The organism is Lysinibacillus canaveralius (genome assembly GCF_047301505.1).
Classification (GTDB): Bacteria; Bacillota; Bacilli; order Bacillales_A; family Planococcaceae; genus Lysinibacillus_B.
On record NZ_CP154840.1, the window covers coordinates 1,969,951 to 1,993,814 of the forward strand.

Annotated in this window: 21 protein-coding genes; 18 read left to right on the forward strand and 3 right to left on the reverse strand. The window is 39.6% G+C overall.

What is annotated here, in order from left to right; translation table 11 throughout:
• The first annotated feature begins 63 nt into the window (after nucleotides 1-63).
• Nucleotides 64-315: a hypothetical protein gene (locus AA0Y26_RS09930; protein ID WP_413367425.1), complete on the forward strand. Its 252-nt coding sequence runs from the start codon at nucleotides 64-66 to the stop codon at nucleotides 313-315.
• An 86-nt stretch (nucleotides 316-401) separates the two neighbouring features.
• Here the strand turns inward: AA0Y26_RS09930 and AA0Y26_RS09935 are convergent, their stop codons facing one another.
• On the reverse strand, nucleotides 402-2,390 hold the full coding sequence (locus AA0Y26_RS09935) for a methyl-accepting chemotaxis protein (RefSeq protein WP_413367427.1): 1,989 nt from the start codon (nucleotides 2,388-2,390) through the stop codon (nucleotides 402-404).
• Between the two features lie 180 nt (nucleotides 2,391-2,570).
• Here AA0Y26_RS09935 and AA0Y26_RS09940 point away from each other — a divergent pair, with 180 nt between their 5' ends.
• Nucleotides 2,571-3,731 carry a toxic anion resistance protein gene (locus AA0Y26_RS09940; RefSeq protein ID WP_413367429.1) on the forward strand — a complete coding sequence of 387 codons (1,161 nt, stop codon included), beginning with the start codon at nucleotides 2,571-2,573 and terminating at the stop codon, nucleotides 3,729-3,731.
• Between the two features lie 119 nt (nucleotides 3,732-3,850).
• On the forward strand, nucleotides 3,851-4,768 hold the full coding sequence (locus AA0Y26_RS09945; RefSeq protein WP_413367431.1) for an alpha/beta hydrolase: 918 nt from the start codon (nucleotides 3,851-3,853) through the stop codon (nucleotides 4,766-4,768).
• A gap of 359 nt (nucleotides 4,769-5,127) precedes the next feature.
• Here AA0Y26_RS09945 and AA0Y26_RS09950 read toward each other — a convergent pair whose 3' ends face one another.
• Nucleotides 5,128-5,502, reverse strand: a complete 375-nt coding sequence (locus AA0Y26_RS09950) for a hypothetical protein (protein WP_413367433.1) — start codon at nucleotides 5,500-5,502, stop codon at nucleotides 5,128-5,130.
• 151 nt (nucleotides 5,503-5,653) lie between these two features.
• On the opposite strand from AA0Y26_RS09950, the gene AA0Y26_RS09955 reads away from it, so the two are divergent.
• From AA0Y26_RS09955 to AA0Y26_RS09990, 8 genes are all read left to right on the forward strand, one after another.
• Entirely contained in the window at nucleotides 5,654-6,553 is a 900-nt protein-coding gene (locus AA0Y26_RS09955) for a DMT family transporter (protein WP_413367435.1), read from the forward strand.
• 670 nt (nucleotides 6,554-7,223) lie between these two features.
• Nucleotides 7,224-9,128 (forward strand): endonuclease MutS2, encoded by a 1,905-nt coding sequence (locus AA0Y26_RS09960; protein WP_413367437.1) that lies wholly within the window; start codon nucleotides 7,224-7,226, stop codon nucleotides 9,126-9,128.
• Between the two features lie 398 nt (nucleotides 9,129-9,526).
• Nucleotides 9,527-10,147, forward strand: coding sequence for an NAD(P)-dependent oxidoreductase (locus AA0Y26_RS09965; protein WP_413367439.1), 621 nt, complete (start codon nucleotides 9,527-9,529; stop codon nucleotides 10,145-10,147).
• Between the two features lie 289 nt (nucleotides 10,148-10,436).
• Entirely contained in the window at nucleotides 10,437-10,823 is a 387-nt protein-coding gene (locus tag AA0Y26_RS09970) for a hypothetical protein (RefSeq protein WP_413367441.1), read from the forward strand.
• Nucleotides 10,824-11,610: 787 nt separating this feature from the next.
• The gene (locus AA0Y26_RS09975; protein ID WP_413367442.1) at nucleotides 11,611-12,390 is read left to right on the forward strand and encodes a class I SAM-dependent methyltransferase; all 780 of its coding nucleotides are present in this window, start codon (nucleotides 11,611-11,613) and stop codon (nucleotides 12,388-12,390) included.
• A gap of 540 nt (nucleotides 12,391-12,930) precedes the next feature.
• Nucleotides 12,931-13,215, forward strand: a complete 285-nt coding sequence (locus tag AA0Y26_RS09980; RefSeq protein WP_413367444.1) for a hypothetical protein — start codon at nucleotides 12,931-12,933, stop codon at nucleotides 13,213-13,215.
• 178 nt (nucleotides 13,216-13,393) lie between these two features.
• Nucleotides 13,394-13,810 carry a hypothetical protein gene (locus AA0Y26_RS09985; protein ID WP_413367446.1) on the forward strand — a complete coding sequence of 139 codons (417 nt, stop codon included), beginning with the start codon at nucleotides 13,394-13,396 and terminating at the stop codon, nucleotides 13,808-13,810.
• 662 nt (nucleotides 13,811-14,472) lie between these two features.
• The gene (locus tag AA0Y26_RS09990; RefSeq protein WP_413367448.1) at nucleotides 14,473-14,763 is read left to right on the forward strand and encodes a hypothetical protein; all 291 of its coding nucleotides are present in this window, start codon (nucleotides 14,473-14,475) and stop codon (nucleotides 14,761-14,763) included.
• Between the two features lie 918 nt (nucleotides 14,764-15,681).
• Here AA0Y26_RS09990 and AA0Y26_RS09995 read toward each other — a convergent pair.
• The gene (locus AA0Y26_RS09995) at nucleotides 15,682-16,440 is read right to left on the reverse strand and encodes an AAA family ATPase (protein ID WP_413367450.1); all 759 of its coding nucleotides are present in this window, start codon (nucleotides 16,438-16,440) and stop codon (nucleotides 15,682-15,684) included.
• A gap of 440 nt (nucleotides 16,441-16,880) precedes the next feature.
• Here AA0Y26_RS09995 and AA0Y26_RS10000 point away from each other — a divergent pair, with 440 nt between their 5' ends.
• From AA0Y26_RS10000 to AA0Y26_RS10030, 7 genes are all read left to right on the forward strand, one after another.
• Nucleotides 16,881-17,357: a hypothetical protein gene (locus tag AA0Y26_RS10000; protein WP_413367452.1), complete on the forward strand. Its 477-nt coding sequence runs from the start codon at nucleotides 16,881-16,883 to the stop codon at nucleotides 17,355-17,357.
• 304 nt (nucleotides 17,358-17,661) lie between these two features.
• Complete coding sequence (locus tag AA0Y26_RS10005; protein WP_413367454.1) at nucleotides 17,662-17,874, forward strand: helix-turn-helix transcriptional regulator; 213 nt, start codon at nucleotides 17,662-17,664, stop codon at nucleotides 17,872-17,874.
• 19 nt (nucleotides 17,875-17,893) lie between these two features.
• Nucleotides 17,894-18,274 carry a hypothetical protein gene (locus AA0Y26_RS10010; protein ID WP_413367456.1) on the forward strand — a complete coding sequence of 127 codons (381 nt, stop codon included), beginning with the start codon at nucleotides 17,894-17,896 and terminating at the stop codon, nucleotides 18,272-18,274.
• A 325-nt stretch (nucleotides 18,275-18,599) separates the two neighbouring features.
• On the forward strand, nucleotides 18,600-20,771 hold the full coding sequence (locus AA0Y26_RS10015) for an EAL domain-containing protein (protein WP_413367458.1): 2,172 nt from the start codon (nucleotides 18,600-18,602) through the stop codon (nucleotides 20,769-20,771).
• A gap of 78 nt (nucleotides 20,772-20,849) precedes the next feature.
• Nucleotides 20,850-21,581, forward strand: a complete 732-nt coding sequence (locus AA0Y26_RS10020; protein ID WP_413367460.1) for an N-acetylmuramoyl-L-alanine amidase — start codon at nucleotides 20,850-20,852, stop codon at nucleotides 21,579-21,581.
• Between the two features lie 108 nt (nucleotides 21,582-21,689).
• Complete coding sequence (locus tag AA0Y26_RS10025) at nucleotides 21,690-22,586, forward strand: ABC transporter ATP-binding protein (RefSeq protein WP_413367461.1); 897 nt, start codon at nucleotides 21,690-21,692, stop codon at nucleotides 22,584-22,586.
• The gene (locus AA0Y26_RS10030) at nucleotides 22,579-23,817 is read left to right on the forward strand and encodes an ABC transporter permease (protein ID WP_413367463.1); all 1,239 of its coding nucleotides are present in this window, start codon (nucleotides 22,579-22,581) and stop codon (nucleotides 23,815-23,817) included. The genes AA0Y26_RS10025 and AA0Y26_RS10030 overlap by 8 nt, the downstream gene beginning before the upstream one ends.
• The last annotated feature ends 47 nt before the right edge of the window (nucleotides 23,818-23,864 follow it).

The following is a 23,864-nucleotide window of genomic DNA, read 5'->3' on the forward strand; positions in this document are numbered from 1 at the left end:
GAAAAGATAGAGGATATAATTGCGATAATAGGACTATATAATATTTATAAGGAGATGGATCTTTTGTTTAAAGTAGGCCAATGGGTTCTGTATCGGCAAATACCCGCTTTTGTACTGAAGGCAGATGATGCCGAGCAAAAATTTTTGATCCAGGCACCGACAATCTCCAGACAAACTTACTGGATTCCCGCAGATCATTTAGAAGAACATGAAGAGGTTAATCTCCAGGAGGAAGATATTCAGGAGCTAAAAGCCGTTGCGGTGAAATCAGGGGATTTCCGGTGGTACCGCGAACTAACTGAACAGCTGCAATAAGTAAAACGACTAGAGCCGTTGAACTCTAGTCGTTTTTTGTGGTTTTCGTTTTTCCTATAAGCACTCGAAAGCTTGGGCAATAAAAATTACAATTTAAAACGGCTTACTGCAACTGCCAGCTCGTTGCTTAAGTTGTTCAGTTGTTCGGAAGACTCCGCCACCGAATGGATGGCCGTCAGCTGTTCATCCGAAGCAGCGCTGACTTCCTCACATGCAGCTGCTGAAGCCTGTGCAGCATCCGCCATTTTTTGGACTGTTTGCAGTACATCATCCTTATAGCGGTTCACTCCCGATATTTCCTCATGCACCGCTTCAAAGGACGCGTTAATTTGATCAATACAGTTTGCCAGGTCAATGAATAATTCACTTGTCGTTTTTACGACAGCACCTGATTGATTAAATGTCTGCTGCATCTCATTCATCCGTTCTGTTACATTGCCGGATTCCTGCTGCAGTTTGATAATCGTTGTTTTGACCTGTTCAGTTGCAACAGCGGATTGCTCGGCAAGCTTTCGGACTTCATCCGCTACGACAGCAAACCCTTTCCCGTGATCTCCAGCGCGGGCTGCCTCAATGGAAGCATTCAGCGCCAGTAAATTCGTTTGGGCAGAGATGGAACTGATTGTATCCATGATCGAATCAATCGCGTTGATTTTTTGTTCCAAATGGGAAATAACCGCTGCCATTTGCTCAAGTTCTGACTCCGAGCTTTCGAAGCTTGATAAAAGGTCGCCCATTTTTTCACGGCCGCCTGTATTCAAGCGATTTGCTTCTGTTGTCACATTCTCTACATCGGTAGAACGTTCATTCACCGTACTGATCTTTTCGCCAAGCGACTCCAGCTGTCCTGTCACGGCATCCGCATGTTCGGAGGAGGCACTCGCATCAGATGCAATTTCATTTACCGCTTTGGCCACCTCGATTGCAGAGGCACTTGTCTCCTCAGCCATCGCACTTAAATGATGTGAACGTTCTTCCACATTTACTGAGGATTCTTTCACTACTTGAATAATATTTTTCATGTGCTGAATCATCTCATTGAAATGGTGGGCAAGACGCCCGATCTCATCCCGGTTTTTTACATCGATATGGACGGTTAAGTCACCATCTGCAACTTGTCCCATTAATGTACCAAGTGTATAAAGCGGCTTAATCATACGGGAAATAAAGTAGAGCAGCACAACGAATGTGACGATCAAAATCACGGCTGTAATAAGCAGAATGATTTTCTGAATTTCGTTTGCAACGACATGTAAATTGTCTACCTTATAGATGACACCGATGGACCAGCCGACACCTGGTATGTTTTTATAGATGAAAATACTGTCTTCTCCGTCAATTTCCGTTGACAGCTCCGTTGGCTTTTCAGAGTTAGACATCTGTTGAACAAAAGGAAGTTCCGACATACTTTCTCCAGCAAGAGTAGGATGGACAACGGCTGTACCGGCTCCATCTAGAATGATCGGGTAGCCTTCATAGCTTAAGTCTGCAGCAGAAATCATGTCTGTCAAACTTTGCAGTAACAAATCGACACCAAGTACCCCGATAATTTCTCCGTCGGCTATCACGGCTTTTGAGCCTGTAATAGCATATTCACCAGTCGCCGTATCAACATAAGGCTCTGTCCATACTACGGAATCAGGGTTGTCCAGGCTGTTTTTATACCAGATGCGTGTTGTCGCATCTACATCCTCAATCCCGTCAAAATGCGGCTCGAACAAGATATTATCCGCTTGCGCGAAATAAATCCCGGACGCTTCCTCATAATGATTCATAAATGAAGCCAAATCTGTACGCAGCAAATCGTCTGCCTCATCAAATAGCGTTGTATGATCGGTCACATATGTCTGAATTTCATCTGAAGCTGAATATGTAAGTAAAGCTTTTTCGTAAGTCCCAAGGAACGTCTCTACATTGCGTGAGAGCTGTTCGACAAATAATTTGCTTTCTTCTACAACACTGGCTTCTGTTTTTTGGGAAATGACATAAGAGCTTATTGAAGCTAAAGACCCAAGTCCGAATACAACAATGATTGCTACAATGCCGATTATTTTCCATTTTATTGACATTTTCATATGTTTAAGCTCCTTTTAAATTGCATTTTACCTATTCTATCACTTGGTTTTCAAAAGGGGAACTTAAATTTTATAATCTTCTGAAATAAATGGAAATGCGATATTTTGAAACTTTTGTCAGACAAATACGTATGGTAAAGTAAAGGTGAGCCCTTAAAGTAGAACGGAGGAAGAAGAACGATGTCAGAAATGAAAAATCCATTATTCGATGATTTAGATGCAAAACTAACTTCGGCAGATGAGCCGGTTCATGAGGTAGCCCAAGCACAGCCGCAGCAGCTTGTATCCAATGAGGAGATGTCCCAAATCCGTAAGCGTCAGCTGCAGCTGAGAACAGAACCGCGTGTGGTACAGCTTGCTGATAAAATTGACGTGAAAAACCAAATTGCCGTCCTGGAGTTCGGGAAGGAAACAGCGAAGGGGATTTCGACATTCTCAGACCGCATGCTTTCGACAATCAAGACGAGCAACCTCGAAAAATCAAGTGCACTATTAAATAATTTAAATAAGATTATGGACCGCTTTGATCCAAAAGAGTTTCTTGAAGAGGAAAAGAAAGGCGGCTTCCTGAAGCGCTTGTTTAAACGCAGCAAGGAGCAGCTGGAACGCATCCTTGCCAAGTACGACAATATGAGCAAGGAAGTAGATGCGGTTCACCGCGAAATCCAAAAGTATGAAGTGGAAATGAAGCGAAATACGATTGAGCTGGAGCAAATGTATGATGAAAACTTAAGCTACTTCCATAGCTTAAGCGAGCATGTTGCCGCCATCGATGTACGTTTAGAGCAGCTGCATAATCAGCTTCCGGTTTTGGAGGCAAAAGGTAACCAAGGGGACCAAGAGGCATTAATGGAGCTTGACACGATGAGACGAAGCATGGAATTGCTAGAGCAGCGTAAGTATGATTTGGAAATGGCGCAGCAGGTTTCATTCCAGGCAGCACCTCAAATCCGTTTGATGCAGCAGGGCAATAACCATTTGATCGGAAAAATCAACTCTGCCTTCATTACGACAATCCCGATTTTCAAGCAAGGTCTTATTCATGCTGTCACATTACAGCGTCAAAAGCTTGTATCGGATTCGATGGCTGAATTGGATAAGCGTACAAATGAAATGCTTGTTCGCAATGCGGAAAACATCCGTCAAAACTCTGTGAACATTGCACGTCAATCCGGTGCACCAAGCATTTCGATTGAAACGATGGAGACGACATGGCAGACAATCATGAAGGGCATCGAGGAAACGAAACAAATCCAGGCCGAAACAATCCGCAACCGTGATGAAGGACGCAGAAGAATTGAGAAGCTGCAGCTTGAATATGAAAAATTAAAACGCATGTAAGCTAGATCCCAGTGGGCGAAAACGCCGCTGGGATTTTTTTGTTTGCAAGCCATATAGTTTTAAAGTATATTAAGTTTATAGGAATTAAAGGTATTAACGGAAGAAAGAGGTGATGTTGGGTGACATATATAAAAGAAAAGACAAAACAGTACTTAGTGAATTTTAACCAAATTCCATCGCCCGCAACAATGACAGCACAAGAAGCCCGGGCGATGCGTACCAATTATCCGCCGCCTTCTATTCAGCCGGGTAAAGTGGCATCCATTGAGAATAAAGCAGTGCGCGCAAGAGACGGATATCGTATTCCGGTGCGTATTTATACGCCGGCCGGCAAGGGCCCGTTCCCTGTAATTTTGTATTATCATGGGGGTGGCTGGGTACTGAATGACTTAAATACATGTCACGTCAGCTGCTCTCTTTTAGCTGAGAAGACGGGAGCGATTGTCGTTTCTGTTGAATACCGGCTCGCCCCTGAATACAAATTTCCGGTTCCGCTATTTGATGCGTATGATGCTTTCAGAGCTGTATCCGAAGGAATGGAAGGATTGCGATCTACTGGCAGCATTTCAGTAGCAGGTGATAGTGCAGGAGGGAACTTGGCGACCGCAGTCACACAGCTTGCGAGGGAAGAGGGCCTTACAATTGATGCACAAATTCTACTCTATCCAGTGACGGACCTATCCTATGAGAGCGGGTCATACAAACTGTACGGGCAAGGATTTGGGCTTGACTCGGATGTAATGAAATGGTTTGGGAATTACTATATTCGGACGCATGAAGATGCTAAAGATCCGTTAGTTGCGCCAATTTATGCGGAGCTTGCGGGACTGCCGCGAGCATTTGTCCTTGTAGCTGAAAACGACGTACTGCGAGATGAAGGACTGACGTATGCAAAAAAACTGGAGCAGTCCGGGGTCCAGGTAAAGCAGTCTATCGCTTCTGGTCTTGTGCATAGCTTTTTCACGAAAAACGATGTATTTGAGGAAGAAATACGGCAGACAATTGATGAAATCGCAGCATTTTTGAATGGACGATAGAGGATTTTTCTAATTTACATGAAGTGAAGTGAGAACAAAGCAAAAGGAGTGTCCGCGGGCGCTCCTTTTTATAGTATGTTTATTGTCATTCCCGACGTGGTAATTACTTGTCTATGTAAGCGGTTAGCTGAAAAAAGAATGAGAGTCGGTGTCTTCTACATCTGCGGTTTACATAGCAGTAGTGCGGTGGTTAAATGAGAAGATATATAGATAGAAGTGGAGAATACGATATTACACGCAGATGTGACATCGCCGGCCGCGAAAAACGTTGGATAGGCCGGGGCGAAAAGATTGCAAGATGGTGCGCTCATGCGCCCCGCCTCATGAAAAGTGGGGCGCGATCGGCTATCAAAAGGATTTCACCCATAGAAATACTGATGAAGGGAATCTGAAAAGCCGATTCCTCCATTGGCGCCTCCAAGCCATTTCGGGACTAAGTCTGACAACTCGGAGCTCGTTAAAAATAGGCCGTCCCTTGTCAGAGTAGATTTGTAATCCGCTATAAAATCAATTAAAGAAAAGGTTTCGCCTTTTTCAAGCCGCTGTTCGTATTGTTTCGTCAACTGTTGGAGGGAGTAGAAAGTATTCTCGCTCATATTAGAGGAAATAACGTACTGGTATAGCGCATATTTTTCGTGATTTGCCGCCAGGTTCTGCAGCAGCTGAATCTGGAATGCCTGGCGGGCGATCTGCTGCTCCAATGCCTGCAGGCGTTCTTCTGTAGTTCTGTACATGGTATTCACCTCAACTATTATTATTAACAAAAAATTTACGCTCGTAAACGTATTATATCAAATGAAGCGGCATTTTTAATAAAATACTGTGATGATATATTTCGAGCATTCAAAAAGTAATGACACAAGAGGCTAGAGGTGCAAAGTAGACATGGATCGTTTAAAAGGAATATTGATGATTGTGGCCGGTGCCCTGTGTTGGGGGGCAACTGGTCCAATGATGGAGTGGTTGCTCCATACAACACCAATTACCGTTTCCTTTATGTTGTCTGTTCGTTTAATTATAGCAGGGACACTGCTTTTGCTATTTTTACAGCTACAAGGAAAAGATGTACTCCGTATATGGAAACTACCAGCATGGCGCAATCAATTACTACTCTTTAGTATAGTAGGTATGCTTGGCGTACAGTTTACATTCGTAAAATCGATAGAAGAAAGTAATGCGATTGTCGCCACGTTACTGCAGTTTTTGGCGCCGATTTTCATCGTGATCTATATTTCGGTCATGCAGAAAAAGCTGCCGCCAAAGGCACAGGTCATTGGCATAGCAGGGACGCTTGCAGGCCTTTTCCTGCTGCTGACAAACGGCTCCTTCCAAACGCTGATGGTAAGCAGTACGGCACTTGTATGGGGCGTGGCACTTGGCTTTACGTATGCGTTTTACACGCTTTACCCAGCTAGGCTGATGAAGGAGTGGGGCGTTCTCGTTGTAGTAGCATGGGGGCTGCTGCTCAGCGGTATTGAGCTTGGCGTGATCGGCCGCATCTGGGCATCGGATGAATGGGTGCTGCTGACGGATCGTACCGTGATTTGGATGATGGCTGCGCTTGTGATTCTTGGCTCTGCCGCATTCGTCCTGTTTTTGAGCAGCCTGAAATTTATATCGGCAGTCGAGACAAGTGTCCTATCAAGTGTAGAACCGCTTGCTGCAACCGTCATTTCGGTCATTTGGCTTGGCTCATCCATGTACGGCTGGCAATATTTCGGGATGCTGCTTATGCTACTATTCGTCGTTTATTTATCAATTGCAGGTAAAGAAAAGACCGCATAGGAATCATACAGTTTCCTAAAAATGCGCTCATTAAAACAAACATTGACTGAACATCGTGTATTGCTATGGAGGATGTTTTTGTTCTAATTCGGGATAAGTATACGGAGTAGTCGTTTTAAAGGAATTGCGAAATGCTGAATCATTTTAAGCTCAATTTCTCATGTATACCACTGAGAGATTGGGCTTTTTTATACGATAACCCAAGTATTTAAGAAGTACCATTTAATTCCTGAAGCCGTTTGACGAAATGATTGTGCCATGCTAAACTAATCCTATCTTACAAAAAAAGGTGTGGTGAAGTATGTCGGTAGTAGGTCTCAACTAATGGATATTAGTTGAATAAGGTGCTTATTTTCTGGTCAATGCCAGTTTATTAAGAATGCCTTTTTTCAAACATGTTACGTTAACATTTTTGAATACCTGCTATCAGACTGCTTCCATTTCCATATATTCGTTTAGTGTAGAATGTAAGACAAGTAAGTTTTCAGGGTGGATTCTCTCCTGTTATGCTTAATTTACTTAGGTCTTATTTATTCATGCCTGTTCGAAATGTAACCTTGTTTTACGGCAAGGTTATGCCCGCGGAAGCTTTCTGTCCAGTTTAGTTGTCTAAATTGGAAGACAGGGAAGGCTTTAGCGGGCTTATTTTATTTGGAATGAGGAAGAGAAAATGAATAATATGACCTTTGAGAAATTAAACTACCAAGAATTGAAAAATAAAGTGAAAAGCCATTGCGTGAGCAGTTTAGGTAAAGAGCTAATAGAAAGCTTACAGCCAAGCTCAAATATAAAAGTCGTTCGGAATCGTTTAAATGAAACGACTGAGGCACGAAAGTTATTGGACGCTGAAAAGCACTTGCCCTTAACCGGCATTTCCAATATAACAACCCATATCGAAAAAATAAAAAAGGGCATGATCCTAACACCGGCAGAATTACTGGCTATTTCAGATTTTTTAAGAGGCTGCCGGAAAATCAAAAAGTTCATGACGGATAAAGAATTTTTTGCGCCTGTACTTTACACCTATTCTCTTTCTATAACGGATTTTCGAACGATTGAAGAGGATATCTTATTTGCAATCAGGGGAAATCGAGTGGATTCTGAGGCGAGTAAAGAGTTAAAGCGAATTAGGAATCAGATAGCTAAAACAGAAGAGAAAATCGAAGAACGTTTGAAGAAGTTTTTGAAAAGCGGGGCCAATAAAGAATATATCCAAGAATCTTATATCAGTAAGAAAGATGATCGTTTCACGATTCCGATTAAAGCATCCTTTAAAAATCATGTAGCCGGTACGATTATTGAAACATCATCGAAAGGATCTACCGTATTCATTGAACCAGAGGCTGTCTCGAAGCTGAATGTGGAATTGATGAGTTTGAAATCAGAAGAATCGGTCGAGGAATATCAAATATTAGCAACGTTGACAGGCGCGATTCACGAATCGCTTCATGAAATAAGCATTAATATTGAATGCATCAGTCAGTACGACATGATTTTTGCGAAAGCAAAGTACAGCAAAAGTACCGACGCGATCGAGCCGAAAATCAATAATCACGGCTATATAAAACTTATCAATAGTAAACATCCATTATTAGAAGGCAGCATTGTCCCGTTGGATTTTGAGATCGGTCAGGATTATAGAAGCTTGGTTATTACGGGTCCTAATGCCGGCGGGAAAACAGTCGTATTAAAGACCATTGGAATTTTAACGTTAGCGGTCATGTCAGGGTTTCATATTGTGGGAAAACAAGGAACGGAACTAGCTATCTTTGAGCATGTGTTTGTGGATATTGGCGACAATCAAAGTATAGAGAATGCCCTAAGTACTTTTTCTTCCCATATGAAGAATATTTCGCAGATTATGAATACCGCTACGAACAATACGCTGCTTTTATTCGATGAAATCGGCAGTGGAACGGAGCCAAATGAAGGCGCTGCTTTAGCAATCGCTATTTTGGAAGAGTTTTACCATATGGGATGTATAACAATTGCCACGACTCATTATGGGGAAATTAAACGGTATTCTGAAATGCACGCCGACTTTATGAATGCGGCCATGTTATTTAATAGCGCCGAATTGAAGCCGATGTATAAGTTATTGATAGGCAAATCCGGAGAGAGTAACGCACTTTGGATTTCCAGCAAGATGAATATCCGTGAAAATGTTCTGAAACGGGCTCAATTATATATAGAAAATAAAAATTATAACCTGGAACTAATAAAAGAAAATAAGATAAAAAAACCAGTTCATGAGGTGAATCAGCCCGCTGAGATATATGATTATGAAATTGGTGACCGGGTAAAGTTCATCAGCCAGGATGATTATGCGATCGTCTTTGAACCAAGAGATAAATTCAATAACATTAAACTGTTCTATAAAGGTGAAGTGCTGGAAGTAAATATCAAAAGGATCCAATTGGACATTAAAGCAGCTCAATTATATCCTGAAGGGTACGATATCAATACCTTATTTACCAGCTTTCAAGAAAGAAAACTGCAGCATGATCTGGAGAGAGGTTCGAAAAAGGCACTGCGAAAGATTCAAAAGGAGATTAAAAATAGAAAACAGGAATAGTGTGCTGAATTATAGGGAGTCGGTCTTTCAATATGAGCGTCCAATAAAGCTAACATTAGTAGATGATAAGCTGGTGATCGTTACTCTCCCGAAATTAGATGGGTTATTTCTATGCTCTAACGGTGCAGGATGGAAGAAATAAATTTGCTTTACCTTAATAATGTGTAATCATCAGGAACTCGTGTAAAATTGACCTTAGAATTGATTGTTCTATGATTTAGGGGAATAAAACATCTTACATCAAAGGTGAAATAACTGTATATAACCCCGTTTAAATCAGAACGGGGTTATGCTTGGTTGAGCTTTTTAACGTAAATACCTGTATGGTCATTTTACAAAAGATAGAACAGCTTTCTAATTTAGCGTACTATGTTGATTCTAAAAGGAGGTTCGTTTTCATGAAACTATTAATTTTAGGGGGAACGGGACGAGTGGGAGGTCAAATCGTTACTCATGCCCTTGAAGACGGACATCATGTGACGGTATTAGCCCGCAATCCAGAGAAGTTCCAAGTACATCATGAAAATTTAGCGGTCATTCAAGGAAATGTGTTACATAAGGATGATATAGCAGGCGCCATGCACGGGATTGACGTGGTACTGAGTGCACTCAATACAGATGGGACAACCACACTGTCTGAAAGCATCCCGCTACTTATCGAAGCAATGGAACAAGAAGGGGTAACAAGAATTATTACGATCGGGACTGCCGGGATTTTGCAAAGCAGGGGGAACGCCAACTTATTACGTTACCAGACGAATGAGTCTAGGCAAAGGTCAGTCCGTGCCGCCAAAGAACATCATAAAGTCTACGATCTATTGAGACAATCCAAACTCGACTGGACCATTGTCTGTCCTACATACTTGCCGGACGGGGAAAGGGTAGGCAGCTACCGAACGGAGAGTAATTATCTGCCGGAGGGCGGCAGTAAAATCTCAGTACCGGATACTGCTGCATTTGCATATAGCCAAATAAAAAGCAGTGAATATGTAAAAATGCGTGTAGGCATTGCCTACTAAACATTTCCCGCACCATTTACTTATGGAAGACACCGGTAGCCGGTAAGTAAGGCAGCTGCTGCCGTTTTATAAAAACGACTGATTATTTGAAATAAAATTCGCTGATTCATAATAAAGTTTGATTTTTAACCCTGTGTTTTGATGCAGGGTTTTTTCTTATTCCACAATCAGGCCATTTAATTGAATAACACCTTCTCAGTAAAGATAATCAAAGGGCGCTTTGGGAACTATCTCCCTCTAGTTAACGTCTACCAAAATATGTAATACATAAAGTTAGAGAGGAGTAGTTATGAAAAAAATCATTTATGTAATTCTAATTATTACTGTTATAGCTTTAGCTATAAATTTATTAGGAAATCGGGCTAGCCAAGACACCCTTTTAGCTAAGGAAATTGATAGCCTTTTTGAAACTAGTGCAACACAAATTGATTTAACGGAGCTTACTGATTTCAATTGGACTCAAGCCGCTGTATTTGGACCATATACATCAAATGAAGTTATTGAAGATTCAATGGGAATTAAATTTAAAGGTGATAACGGGGAGATTGATAGCCTAGACGACCGTTTTTTATTAGTATTTGCTGATGATAAATATGCCATAAAAACGGTTGTACTTTCAAGGAAATACGGTAGTTACAGCATAAGAGATAATAAATTTTTAAGTGTTGAGCGGTAACTTTCTATTATATATTAAATATGCAAATTACATCGAAATAACGTTCACAAATGAAAGGTAGGTAACAAGACACCCCATTCGTTTGAGTGGGGTGCTTGCTTTTGGTTGCTTCTAAATAATATGTTCCCAACTTAATATTGATTGAGGAATTCAATAAGAAATTAGATAGATATGAAAGAGTTTAAGACATTTTCTTTTTGCATTTTCTATTATCGGCGAATATTGCGATAAAGGCGCCAGACAAAACAGTCATCCATAAAATAAGATTCATTTTTTTCACCTCCAATCATTAGTTTATTTAGTATACAGCTGATAGTGATAAAGAATTCAATAGAGAAAGATAATTTGAAATAAAAAGAAGCTGCTTCTTCAGCTAACTGGTTACTTTTTAGTGCAATAAAGATTTATAAAGTATACAAACTAAACCTAAATAACGTACCCAAATACAAGTTTGGATAGGTACGAAGAGTTAAGAAATGCTGTAAACAAGCATTTCTAGGCTTTTTCTCTGGAGGTTGTTTATACAGCTTTTTATGCAAAGGTATAAAACGATAGCGACAATAAGACTTTTCAAGATTTTGTAAACCTGTATTTTTTCAATCCTATACTTCAATTACTGGGGAGTTAGATGAAACAATATTCAACAATCGGGCGTGATTCGGTAATGCCCCCTTAAAGTAAGAGTTTTTATTGAGAGACCATAATGTTTTGGATTGTTTTTTAACGATTTGGAAATAAATTCTATAATATGATTTGAGATAGTATTTTTATAATGGGGTGTGGAAAAATGGCTATTTACAATCAAATTGGGCAGACCTATAACACTACTAGGCATGCAGATCCACGTATTGTACAAAGGTTAATGTTTGAACTGAACATAGATACGCCAGCGACAATTTTAGACATTGGTGCAGGCACAGGAAACTATAGTTACGAATTAGCGAATATGGGATACCAAGTGATTGCTTTGGAACCTTCGGAAGTAATGAGAGCTCAAGGTAAACAACATAGGAATGTTATCTGGAAAGAGGGTGTTGCAGAGAGTATTCCGTTAGAGGATAAATCGATAGATGGGATTATTTGCACGCTTGCCTCACACCATTTTCAAAACTTAACTTTATGTTTTAGTGAAATGAAAAGAGTTTTAAAAGAAAACGGTAGGATAGTGATTTTTACTTTAGACCCAAGATTGTGTGCTGCAGATTGTTGGCTGCTGGATTATTTTAAGCCTTTATTGAAAGACGCATACAAAATCCATCCACCAGTAGAGGTTTTATCACGATTGGTAGAGGACCAGATTACACGTCCCGTAAAAATAAAAGCATATCCACTGCCTTATGATTTAGTAGATCAATTTTTCTTTGCTGGTTGGAGAAAGCCTGAATTATATTTGAACAAAGATTTTCAAGAGGGAACATCGCCACTTGCTAAAGGGCGCAAAGAGGTTGTTTATGTATGTCTTAATAAATTAAACACTGATTTGGAGAATGGAGATTGGCATAAAAAATACGGTAATATTTTGAAGTTGACTGAGTATGAATGTGGGCATTTCTTTTTAATCGTTTAATGAAACTTTCTGCAAGATAGTCGTAAAGTTCTTAATAAAAAGACGATCTTTTACAATCGGGCGCGATTGTGGAGCAACATTCTGTTGTTAAATAAAGATGGAACAGCATTTTTTATTTGAATTTTATTCCGCACCTACATTAATTTTTGGCATTGAAATAAAATTGAACGATTTATAAAAAAAGGAACAGTTCATATCAACGAATCGAAGCAACGGTATACTGCCAAAAATACAAGGATTCGAGTGGAAGGTTATTCACACTGTATATGGTAACAGGACGGCGAAAGGTAAGAACTCAGGCGTTTTTCAAATTAACCGCATTCAATTAACAAATGGTAACTGGTTAACTTCTTCATATAGCGACAAGACCTTAAAGGTATTTCCTTTAGGGTCTTTTTTGAAATAAAGGATAGTGACTTAACCATAACTGCAATAAAGCAAAGCAAAAGGGGGCGAGTAGACTATTTGCTTGGTAAATTATAAAATTTTATAAAATAAATGGTATTATTTTATTATAGATGAGGATAAGGAGGCACATATATGGAATTTGCAAACTTTACAATGAATTTTTTACAGATATTCGCAATTGTATTATTAGTGGTTGTTATAGCTTCATTTATATTTAAAAATCAGAAAGCACTTATAACTCTACTAACGAAGTTCATTATTTTAGTGTTTGTAAATGTTTTCGTGTTTACACAGCTGGAATTTATCAGGAATCATTACCGCAATTATTCTTATGTACTGTTTGTTTTATTAATACTGGCATATTTTATTTTTATACGAGACTTCATTTCATATCTAAAGTCGAAGAAACCAGCCTGAAACGAACGTATGCTGCTGATTGTTTGAAGGTAGCGTGTTTTTATCTTGTTTATAAAAAACGGCCTGCATAATCAGACCATACTTCGAATAACAAACTTTCCTGATTATTACCAAAATGGGCTTTGGAAAAGTTTTATGATAAACTTTTAAGAACTTTAAAATAAAAGGAAGAAATAGAGTGGACGATTTAATATTTTATACCTGTGCATTTCTATTAGCAGCAGTAGTTTTTTTAGCATTACTCTTTCATTTTTTGAAAAATAAAAGACAGCATAAAGATTTTCTGTTAGGTGTAGTCTCATTTAGTGTTTTATTTTTATTTTCACTTTATGGATTTTCTATATTCTTCTCTGATGCCAAAGAAATAAGCAACGATAATGCAAAATCCAAAAGCGGAGAATGTGAAATAATTTTTTTAGAGGATATGGGCGGACGATTTGGAACCTCTAATCAACTTCAAGTAACCATAGAAGATCTGACAGTAGGAGCCGATTTGGAGGAATTCCCAAATCTCGAGGAAGGAATATTTTCTTGTGAGATAAAGTATGCCGAAAAAACGACACAGTTAATTGATATAGTAGTTAATAAAGAGTAGCTTGTATATTAAAATAAAATAACATCCCTAAACGAAAGCTTGGTAACATTTCATACAGCGACAAACACTGTTAGATCATTGTTTGTCGCTGCTTTTATTAGAAAATAAAGCTCTGAGACACGGGGAGAAGCTTTTAAAGGTATTGCGAATATATATAGCGAAATAGTAGTTAGTAGAAAGTGAGTATAAAAATGGAAAAACTTATAATGGGGTTAATCATTGTTTCATTTATAGAGATGGTGAAAATGTTATCTGTTTAAAAACGGTATATTTTTCAGAGGAGGTGTATATCTTGCTCACGCTAATATTTACGCTTATAGGTATATATATGATGCCGATTTTAGCTATTATATTTTGTATTAACCTTGTAGAAATAATGAAAAAAGTGAAGAGAGAACAACCTACTGCTACTAACACGTTTTGGTTGACAGCATCTTTTCTTTTAATTGTCTGGAGTATTGCTATAACATCTTTAATTGAATAATAAATTCAATAAACGTTAGGTAAAACCCATTCATTTTGAATGAAGTGTTTACTTTTAGCTGCTTATCCAATAAATACAGCCAAATTACGCTTCGGGAATTATCATGGTAATAAAGAAGGCTACATGAACCAACCTATAGAATTAATTGAGAAATGGCTTTATGTGAGGGGGATGAATTTTGAATAAAAGCAAAGTAGGGATAACTTTAGGGTTTTTATCTATATTGCCTGTGATAGTAAGTACTATTTTTTTCTATACAGAAAGAGGTCCGAATGCTGATATTTACTTAATAATTAATATTTTCAGTGTTCTATCAATTATAGGTATTATACTTGCTGTAATATCTTTAAGGATGTCCAAGGGACGCATAATCAAATTATTAATCGGATTGGTCGGGTTAGTCGCAAATTTAGCGGTATTAGTTGTTGCTTTTCTATTATTGTTAGCCATGGGAATTGGAGAAGCTTAATTACTTTCAATTGGTAAGTTATGCTTCATGTATATGTTACTCAAAAAAACGTTCCCCCAAAAAAATCTATGGGGATATTTGCTATATTTAGTGAAAGGAAAACCAAAATTATGATGGGGGTTAGCCTGTATAGTTGCTAATGACTCAAATAAAGGAGTTTACCTGAATGTATGTATATAACCATTTTTTATTTAATAATTTTAGCTTCCTCTCTTAGCTCAATAGGTGGGTTCATTTTCTATAAATTCCTATTTGAGAAAATGAACATATCCAGTCGCCTAAAATACCTTTTAGGCAGCATAATCTCGTTAGTATTAAGTTACTTTATGACAAAGTTACTTCTCTTTGGAGGTGTTTGGTACTTCTTTTTAATGAATGCTGTCCTTACTCTAATTAGCTATTGCATATGTATAATTATTTACAAGAAAAATGTTTAAGAAGTATGTTTTTATTTAAAGGTATGGCTGCTCATGTCTATAAAAAAGCCGTGAAATGTTGAGTTTACAGTGTATTTCAACAATAGAATATGATTTCCTTAAAATACCATCCCCAAAGCAATGTTCGGGAATGGTTGTTAAGATAGCTGCTGCAGAAAAACTCATTCTTATCATCACGATCCGAAGTTTCGATTCAAGAACAAAAGCAGGTAACTACCCGCACAAAGAAAAATAGAAATTTTAGTGATGATATAAATGAAACATTCAACTGAGTTTAGTTTTCTTTCTCTCTTAATTTTCTTGAAAAATCTATAATAGTAAAGGGAGCACAGAACTAATATTATCATCGATAGTTGAAATATATTTTCTAGTAGATTAACCAAAAAAACCATCTCCTCGTTTTACTATTCTCTTCTGCTTCCATAATGAAAGCGGCTTTTTTTCGAAAGGGGAAAAACCTTATTAGGAAGAAGGTCATGTTTTATTGAAAAAGGTGATGTAGTATCCGTTCTTTATCTTCGAAAAATTGCTTCATAATAGAATAATGCTGGGTGTTTTCTAATTTTGTCTCGCTCATTCCGTCTTCTGTAAGCTGGATAATTTTAGCGTTCGGATAAGCCATAATAATGGGCGAGTGGGTAGAAATGATAAATTGAGACCCTTGATTAACAAGCTCATTCATCCTGCTTAACATAGATAATTGTCTTAAAGGTGACAGGGCTGCTTCCGGTTCATCCAAGATATACAAACCATTCCCTTGGAAACGTTCGTTAAATGCCGAGAAAAAGGATTCTCCATGCGATTGTTCATGCAAAGATTTACCTCCAAAAGAATCGATCACCCTGCGGCCAAACGATGGTTCGTTATCTAACTCTTCGATATTGGTTGCTACATTATAAAAAGTTTCAGCTCTAAAGAAAAAATGATCCTTCGCTCTGTATACTCCTTTTTCTAAACGGAGATGTTCATATAAATTTGAATGGGAATCATAATTAGCAAAATTAAAGTTTAGTGTCCCGCCTTCTGGATTAAACCCTAGAGCAATTGCTATACCCTCCAATAAAGTTGATTTTCCCATTCCGTTTTCGCCAATAATGTAAGTAACATTCGGGTGAAACGTCAATCTATCGAAATGCTGGATTACTGGAAGATTAAAAGGGAAATGCTTATAGGATAAAATATGATCGCTTTTAAGAGAAATAGCCCTAATGTATTGAGAATCCTGATTTAATATGACCAATTTTTAAAAACCCCTTATTTTGTATTTACATTCATAAAACAATTTTAAATGAAACTTACAATTCCATCTACCATCATCCTTCGCAGTAAAAGAACGATTTACTTCACGCTTTTTACGTGAACAAACTTATAAAAATACCGAAATTTAAAAGGCTTCGTTTTAAGATGATTTCATTTCAAAAGGGAGTCTTTTGCAGAGCGGTTAAAATTTTATTACATTCAACTTCAATAGAATGAAAGATCTGTAGCAACAGATTTATCAAAAGTCCTTAAAAGCAGGGAAATAACTACTGCTCTGCATAGTAAAATTACTGTTTACCCACCGGGCAGCACCTGCGTTGGCAAAGAATTATGAAGGGATTTTAGATTGTTTATTGAATATATTAGACTGTTACAAATAGAACGAGTAATAGTTTAATAAAAAGGGGATAGACATAGATAATGACTTTATATTCTGTGCTTGTAGCAAATGAAGCTTTACCAACGATAGATTGTACTGGCATTATAGAAATAACAGTGAGAGAGTTAAAAAAACTATATCCGATTACTGAAGAAACACCCGAACAGCATTGGCATTCGCTGCATGATGATGCACGAATTATCCATGCACCTGATACATCAGCTTTCGGGCGGCTAAATATTTTTGAGTGGGATAATTATCTGTCCGATATACAGGAATTTAGCGAAAAACCATATGTTTATGGAATGGAAGGCAATTGGAATTCAGCGTTTTTAAACGATTTACTTAATTATTTTAGACAATCCATAAAAAAAGAGCAGGGTGCAGAACTGATTCGTTTTTGGGCAGGAGAGTATGATCAAAAACTGAAAACGATACATATAAACGTTGAGACACTCGAATTACAACATCTTGAGAGCTTATCGAATGAAAAATATCTGCGTGCCATTTTTAAATAGAAAATACGTGTTCCACGATTATTTATAAAGTAAACATTTTATACATAAATAGGAATTTCCGAGATTTTTAGAAAATGCCCCAGTGTGCTGTCTGAATAAAAACGGAAGCAGGAAATTTATGGAGGCTCTCATAGAAGGGACTGGGATATAACTAGTCTTAAGATGAAATGTAAAAGTGGAATCATTCGATTTCACTTTTTTATTATTTTGGAAAATTTTAAATGTAATGTTGACCTTACATTTTGGGTAGTATACAATCAAAATATGTAATGTCGACGTTACATTTTGAGGAAGGTTGAACGATATGAAACATGGTGTACGAAATGCAGTAAGGGATTTTAGGAAGGAAAAGGGCATGACGCAGGACCAGTTAGCTGAAAGTATCTCTGTTACGCGGCAGACAATTATCGCGATCGAGAAACAGCGGTATGAGCCGTCTATTGGAACAGCCATTAAGCTGGCCACTGTTTTAGACTGCCCTTTGGAAAAGTTATTTTGGATAGAAGGAGAAGTATAATATGAACATGTCTTACAGAATGAATTTTGCTTTACGAATGTTACTTCCACTATTTTTGTTTAGTAGTTATTTCTTTTTTTCACAGTCACGATTGACGTTAATTATTGCTGTCATTGCCACGATCCAGGTCATTATCTTTGGAGTAGAGATCCATCGGAAGGGGGATTGGAGTAAAATCAACTTGCAGCACGACCAACGTACCCGGGAAAATGCCCGAAGCGCTGGCAATATCGTTTACTGGCTTACGATCGGCGTGCTCGTTATTGGTTCGCTCCTTATCCAGAAATCAGTTATCTTAATGTCCTATCAAAATTTAATTGGCTATACAATCCTGCTTACAATCGCTTTAAAGTGGATAATCGGCGACTTCTTGAATAACCAGGAAGCTGTTGGAGACTAGATGATAAATGGAATACGAACGCTAAAAGATAGTTTATCCGTAAAACGACGTTACAAAGTGTACATACACAGTGTAGCGTCCTTTTGTAATTGAAAGAGATACAGGCATTCTTGTCTAACCGGTATTTATCCTTGCCAGCTATATGAACAGAATAAGGCAATTTTCTAAATAGCCTCGTATCCAGTTGGTTTTAGACCAATCATACCGGGAAGGGAGAAAAGTAGGGAAGGTTTGTGAATACTGACTATTTTCCACATGGATCTATGGTAGGATAAAATTAGACAACTACATAAAAATCTCTATAAACAGTCGAGGCGGGATGTGGATGAAAACATATAAGCAAATTTTATTCGAGCAAAAGTCTCTGTTTCTCTATATTCTGCTCATCTATGCGATAGCAGGTACGGCGGTTGTATTTCGGGAGCCTCTTCATGGAATATTTGGGGAGGAGAATTATGTCACGATTCACCTAGTTATCGAAATATTTGTGGCCTTCTGTTCATTAGCAATCGCCAATCAAATTTGGCTAAGCTCGAAGTTTAAACAGAACAATAAAATAATCTATACCGGGGCTCTCTTTTTGGCAATGGGAATCCTTGGTGTTACACATGCAATCTCCTATAAAGGCATGCCGTTTTTCATCAATGAAAGTGACTCATATGCGGCGGGATGGTTTTATATGACGAGCCGGCTGTTGTTTCCGGTAGGTCTTTTAGCCATATTGGTAATAAAAGAAAAGCAGATTTCCACGGCGAAAAGAGTAATGGCGTATGCGGGCAGCTTCCTATTTTCGGTTTTTATTGCCATCATCGTCTACTGGCCTAGCAGACTACTCCCGGCACTGGTAGAAGAGGGTGGAGTAACTGTACTGAAGAGCAATTTGCAGACCCTCGCCTTTATTCTTACTGTTCTTTTAATCGTTTTATTTATTAAGCAAATCAGAATATGGCCGCGTTTTTTCATTTTCATGATCGCTGCGTCGCTGAATTTGCTTTGCAGTGATGTCATGTTCGTTTCCTATGCGGATGTTTATGACATCTATAATTTTACAGGTCATATTTTTCAATTCAGTGCTTATTGGCTCGTGTATAAATCATTTTACTTTTTCACTGTGGAACAGCCCTTTATCGCCTTAATGAACTCAAACAAATCGTTGGAGCAGAAGGAAAGAAAGATTAAACAGCTGGCTTATTATGATGAAGGAACAACACTTCCAAATGAGCGGTTTTTGAGGGCGACTCTTAACGAGCAATTGCTGCAGACAGATTCCCGGAAGGCGTTAATCGTGTTTGGCGTGGACCGCTATGAAGGGGTGAAAAATACACTGGGGACGGTTTATGCAGACAGGATGCTGGAGACGATTGCACAGCGTGTACAGGAGCAGCTGCCTCCTGGTTATTTATTATATAAATTACCCGAAGATCGGTTTGCTGTGTTTATTGCGCAATATGAAACCGAACAAACTGTTCAGCAGCTAATCCAGAAACTGCAGCAGACGATGGACGAAACGCTCGTGATCGAACATTTCACTGTAAGCAGTGCCCTCAATATTGGTGTCTCTCATTATCCGGCAGATACAAAGAGCGCTGAGGATTTAGTGCAGTTCGCGCAGTTTGCGGCATATGAGGCAGCGAAAAGGGATGATCGCATTACTTTTTATACAGCAAGTATGCAGGAGGCCCGTGCAGCAAGGCTTATGCTTGAGCACGATCTGAAACGAGCGGTTGAGCAGTGTGAGCTGTTTGTAGAATACCAGCCGCAGCTTGATTTACACTCCGGAACGATTCATTCTGCCGAAGCACTCGTTCGCTGGCGCCATCCGGAGAAGGGGTTGATTGCACCGCTGGACTTCATTCCCGTTGCAGAAGAAAGCGGGCTGATTATCCCTATTGGGAAATGGGTGCTGGAAACAGCCTGTGCCGAAACGGTTATGTGGCAGAAAAAGCATAAAAAACCGATGACAGTGGCAGTGAATCTGTCGATTGGACAGCTCTACGAAAAGGATTTTCCGCTCTTCGTCAAACAAACACTTGACCGAACCGGGCTTGAGCCTTCACACTTGCAGCTTGAAATTACGGAAAGCATGACAGTAAATACGAACCTAATCATTCCCGTTCTGCAGGAGCTGAAAAACCTGGGGGTGACGATCGCGGTGGACGACTTTGGGACAGGCTATTCCTCATTAGCCTATTTGAAGGACTTTCCGATTGATTGTTTGAAAATCGACCGCAGCTTCATTCGCAGCATTTTAGAAAATCCGGACGATGAAGCACTCGTGAGGATGATTCTATCGATGGCAAAGCACTTGAACTTGAAAGTAGTGGCGGAAGGAATTGAAACGGCTGAGCAGCTGGACTATTTACTAAAAAACGGCTGTGATAAAATTCAAGGTTATTTCATCAGCCGTCCTATTCCGTATGAAGCGTTTGAGGCAGAGTATACAGCAATCCACCAATTTGCTGATGAGCAGCTGAGAATGCTGAAGATGACAGAGTAACAAAGTGGTTTCTATATTGGAGGGTTTTGTCCCATTTTCGCTTTTCTATTCGATAGTAAAAGAGAAGGGGGAGATGAAATGATTACAATTAGTCCAGGTCATTGGAAGCCGGGTACAGGAGCAGTCGGGCTGATAGATGAGGTAACAGAGGCCAGAAGAGTGGTGGACCGGATCCTAGGGAAACTGAGGGAAATGGGGCTGCGCGTCCATCACGTTCAGGATAACACGTCTAAAAGCCAGGCGGAAAACCTTCGCTATTTAATCAATGCCCATAACAAGACGATCCGGATGCTGGATGTGAGTGTCCATTTCAATGCGGTATCCGGAACGCATACCCGCGCCATTGGAACAGAAGTGCTCTATAAAAATGCAGCAGTACAACCGCTTGCAGCCCGGCTTAGTAAGGCAATTGCCAATGCAGCCGGTTTTCCGGATAGGGGGGCGAAAAAGCGAAATGATTTAGCCTTCTTAAACGGAACGGAGGAGGACGCTGTTTTGGTCGAAGTGTGCTTTGTCAATTCAACGGTAGATGTCTCACGATACAAACAGCATTTTGAAACAATCTGCGGAGCCATTTCCGCAGCACTTGCCCAGCATGTTCGGCCTGCCGCCAATCCGTTTTCCAGCCCTGCGCTTTATGGACGTGTAGAAAAGCTCTTTCAAAACAAATCATATGTAAAGACCCTACTAGAAAGAGGAGTCTCGCAAGAGCTCTTTTCCGTTCTCTGGCAGGAGAAGTTCGAAAACGATACGTTATCCCTTACCGATTTCTGCGGCTTGTGTGTGCTGCTTCAGGAAGAAAGAGAGTAGCCTATGTTTGGCTTCTCTTCTTTTTTTTACAAATTAATGAAATAAATGAAACTTGTGTTACAGTTAAACCGTATATAGTTTGTAGATTGAAGGAAAGGAAGACCCGTCATGAGCTTAAAACTTGAGCATGTAACAAAGAAATACAGGGATTTCACCGCAGTTCAGGATTTGAACTTTGAAATTGAAAAAGGTGAGATTTTTGGCCTGATTGGGCAAAACGGTGCAGGAAAAACAACGACTTTCCGTATGATCCTAGACCTGCAGGAAACAACGGAGGGTACGATCACATGGGAAGGAAAGGAAATTAACAAAGTCAACCGTGACATTCTCGGATACTTGCCGGAAGAGCGCGGTATCTTCCCGCAGATGAAAGTAGAGGAGCAGCTTTATTTCTTTGGCGAGCTGCGCGGCATGAAGCGCCACGAATTGAAAAAAGAAATCGACTTCTGGATCGAGCGTTTTGAACTGGAGGAGAAGCGGAAGGATAAGGCAGAAACCCTTTCAAAAGGAAATCAGCAAAAGGTACAGCTGATCGCAAGCTTCCTTCATAAGCCGAAGTTTTTGATTTTGGATGAACCGTTCAGCGGTCTTGATCCCGTAAATAAGGATTTATTGAAAAATGCCATCCTGCATTTACGTGATGAAGGGATGACAATCTTGTTTTCCAGCCATCAGATGGAAAACGTAGAAGAGCTGTGCGACCACTTATGCTTGCTAAAGCGCGGGGTTTCGCTGTTTTCCGGTTCACTGCTTGATCTAAAGAAGCAGTACGGCAAAACAAAGCTGACAATTCGTACGGATATGCCGCTTGAAGATGCAAATCTACCAGGCGTAAAGGAAATCAAACATATCAAAGGTGAATATTTGCTGACTCTAGAAGACGAAAGCCATGCAAAAAATATCTTCGACGTTGTTTCAAATGGAACATATATCGAGAAGTTCAGCCTTGATTATTTATCTCTTGATGAAATCTTTAAGGATCAGGTAGGTGGCGTCAATGTCTAAGTTTGGTATTTTACTGAAACAGTTATATATGCAGAAATTGAAATCAAAAACATTCCTGCTGTCTACGGGCTTCTATTTGCTGCTCATTGCAGGGGTTGTGTTCTGGTCGGATATTAAGGCGCTTTTTAATGATGGAGATAATCCAGCGGATGTAGTAGCCGTTTATAATCAGACAGATGCAGATGTAGAAGAGTACTTCACTGATTCTACTGATATGACATTTAAAGAAATCGACAGTATGGACAAAATCGAAGGTGCTTTAGAGGATGGGGACTATCTGGCAGCCATTGAGCTGACGGATACAGAAGGCAAGCTCGCGGCCCAATTTTATTCCTTTGAGCCATTGACTTTAAGTGTCCAGCAGGATTTGACGGCCCAGCTTGAAACAGCCGGCCAGTTATATGCCATCAGCCAGATGAACCTGACGAATGAGCAGGCACTGCTGCTGATGGATACGGCACCGATAATCGGTATGACAACGTTTAATAATGAAGACAGCACTAAAACGGCTGATGAAAAGATGGCAGGAATGCTCGGCTCCTATGCTGCGGGTATTATCATCTATATCATCGTTATTTCATTCTTATCGATTATCACAACGGACGTGGCAAGCGAAAAAGGCTCTCGTGCATTGGAAATGCTGCTGGTCAGCGTCAAGCCGGAAACGCATTTTAAATCGAAAGTATTTGGTATTTTCCTTGTAGCCATTACACAGCTTCTTGTCATCATCGGAGCTGCATTGTTATTTACGAGCCTGAAAGATGGCGGAGAAATGTGGGGGATGATTACCGACTATATTGGTGAGTTATCGGCTTCTTACTTCATTTTCTTATTGCTATTCCTTGTGTTAACGATTTTACTATATTTAATTGTGGGCGCATTATTCGGTTCACTTGTTTCAAAAGTGGAAGAATCCTCACAAGTAATGATGCCAGCCATGATTGTCATTATTGTGGCGTTCTATGTCATGATTATGGCGATGAACAACCCAGATACAATCCTCATCAAGATTTTCTCTTACATTCCATTTACTTCTGGGATGGTTATGCCGATGAGGCTTGGAGGCACAGACATTTCACTCGTTCCGCCGCTTATTTCGCTTGCTGTACTGGCGGTAACAGTCGCAGCGCTTTATTACATTAGCTTAACGTTCTATAAACGAAGCGTCCTGACATATTCAACAGGCGGCGTCATCCAGAAAATTAAAACGGTATTAAAAGTAACAACATAACGACAAACCTCCCCGGTTACGCTGGGGAGGGTTCAGCCTGTTGACAA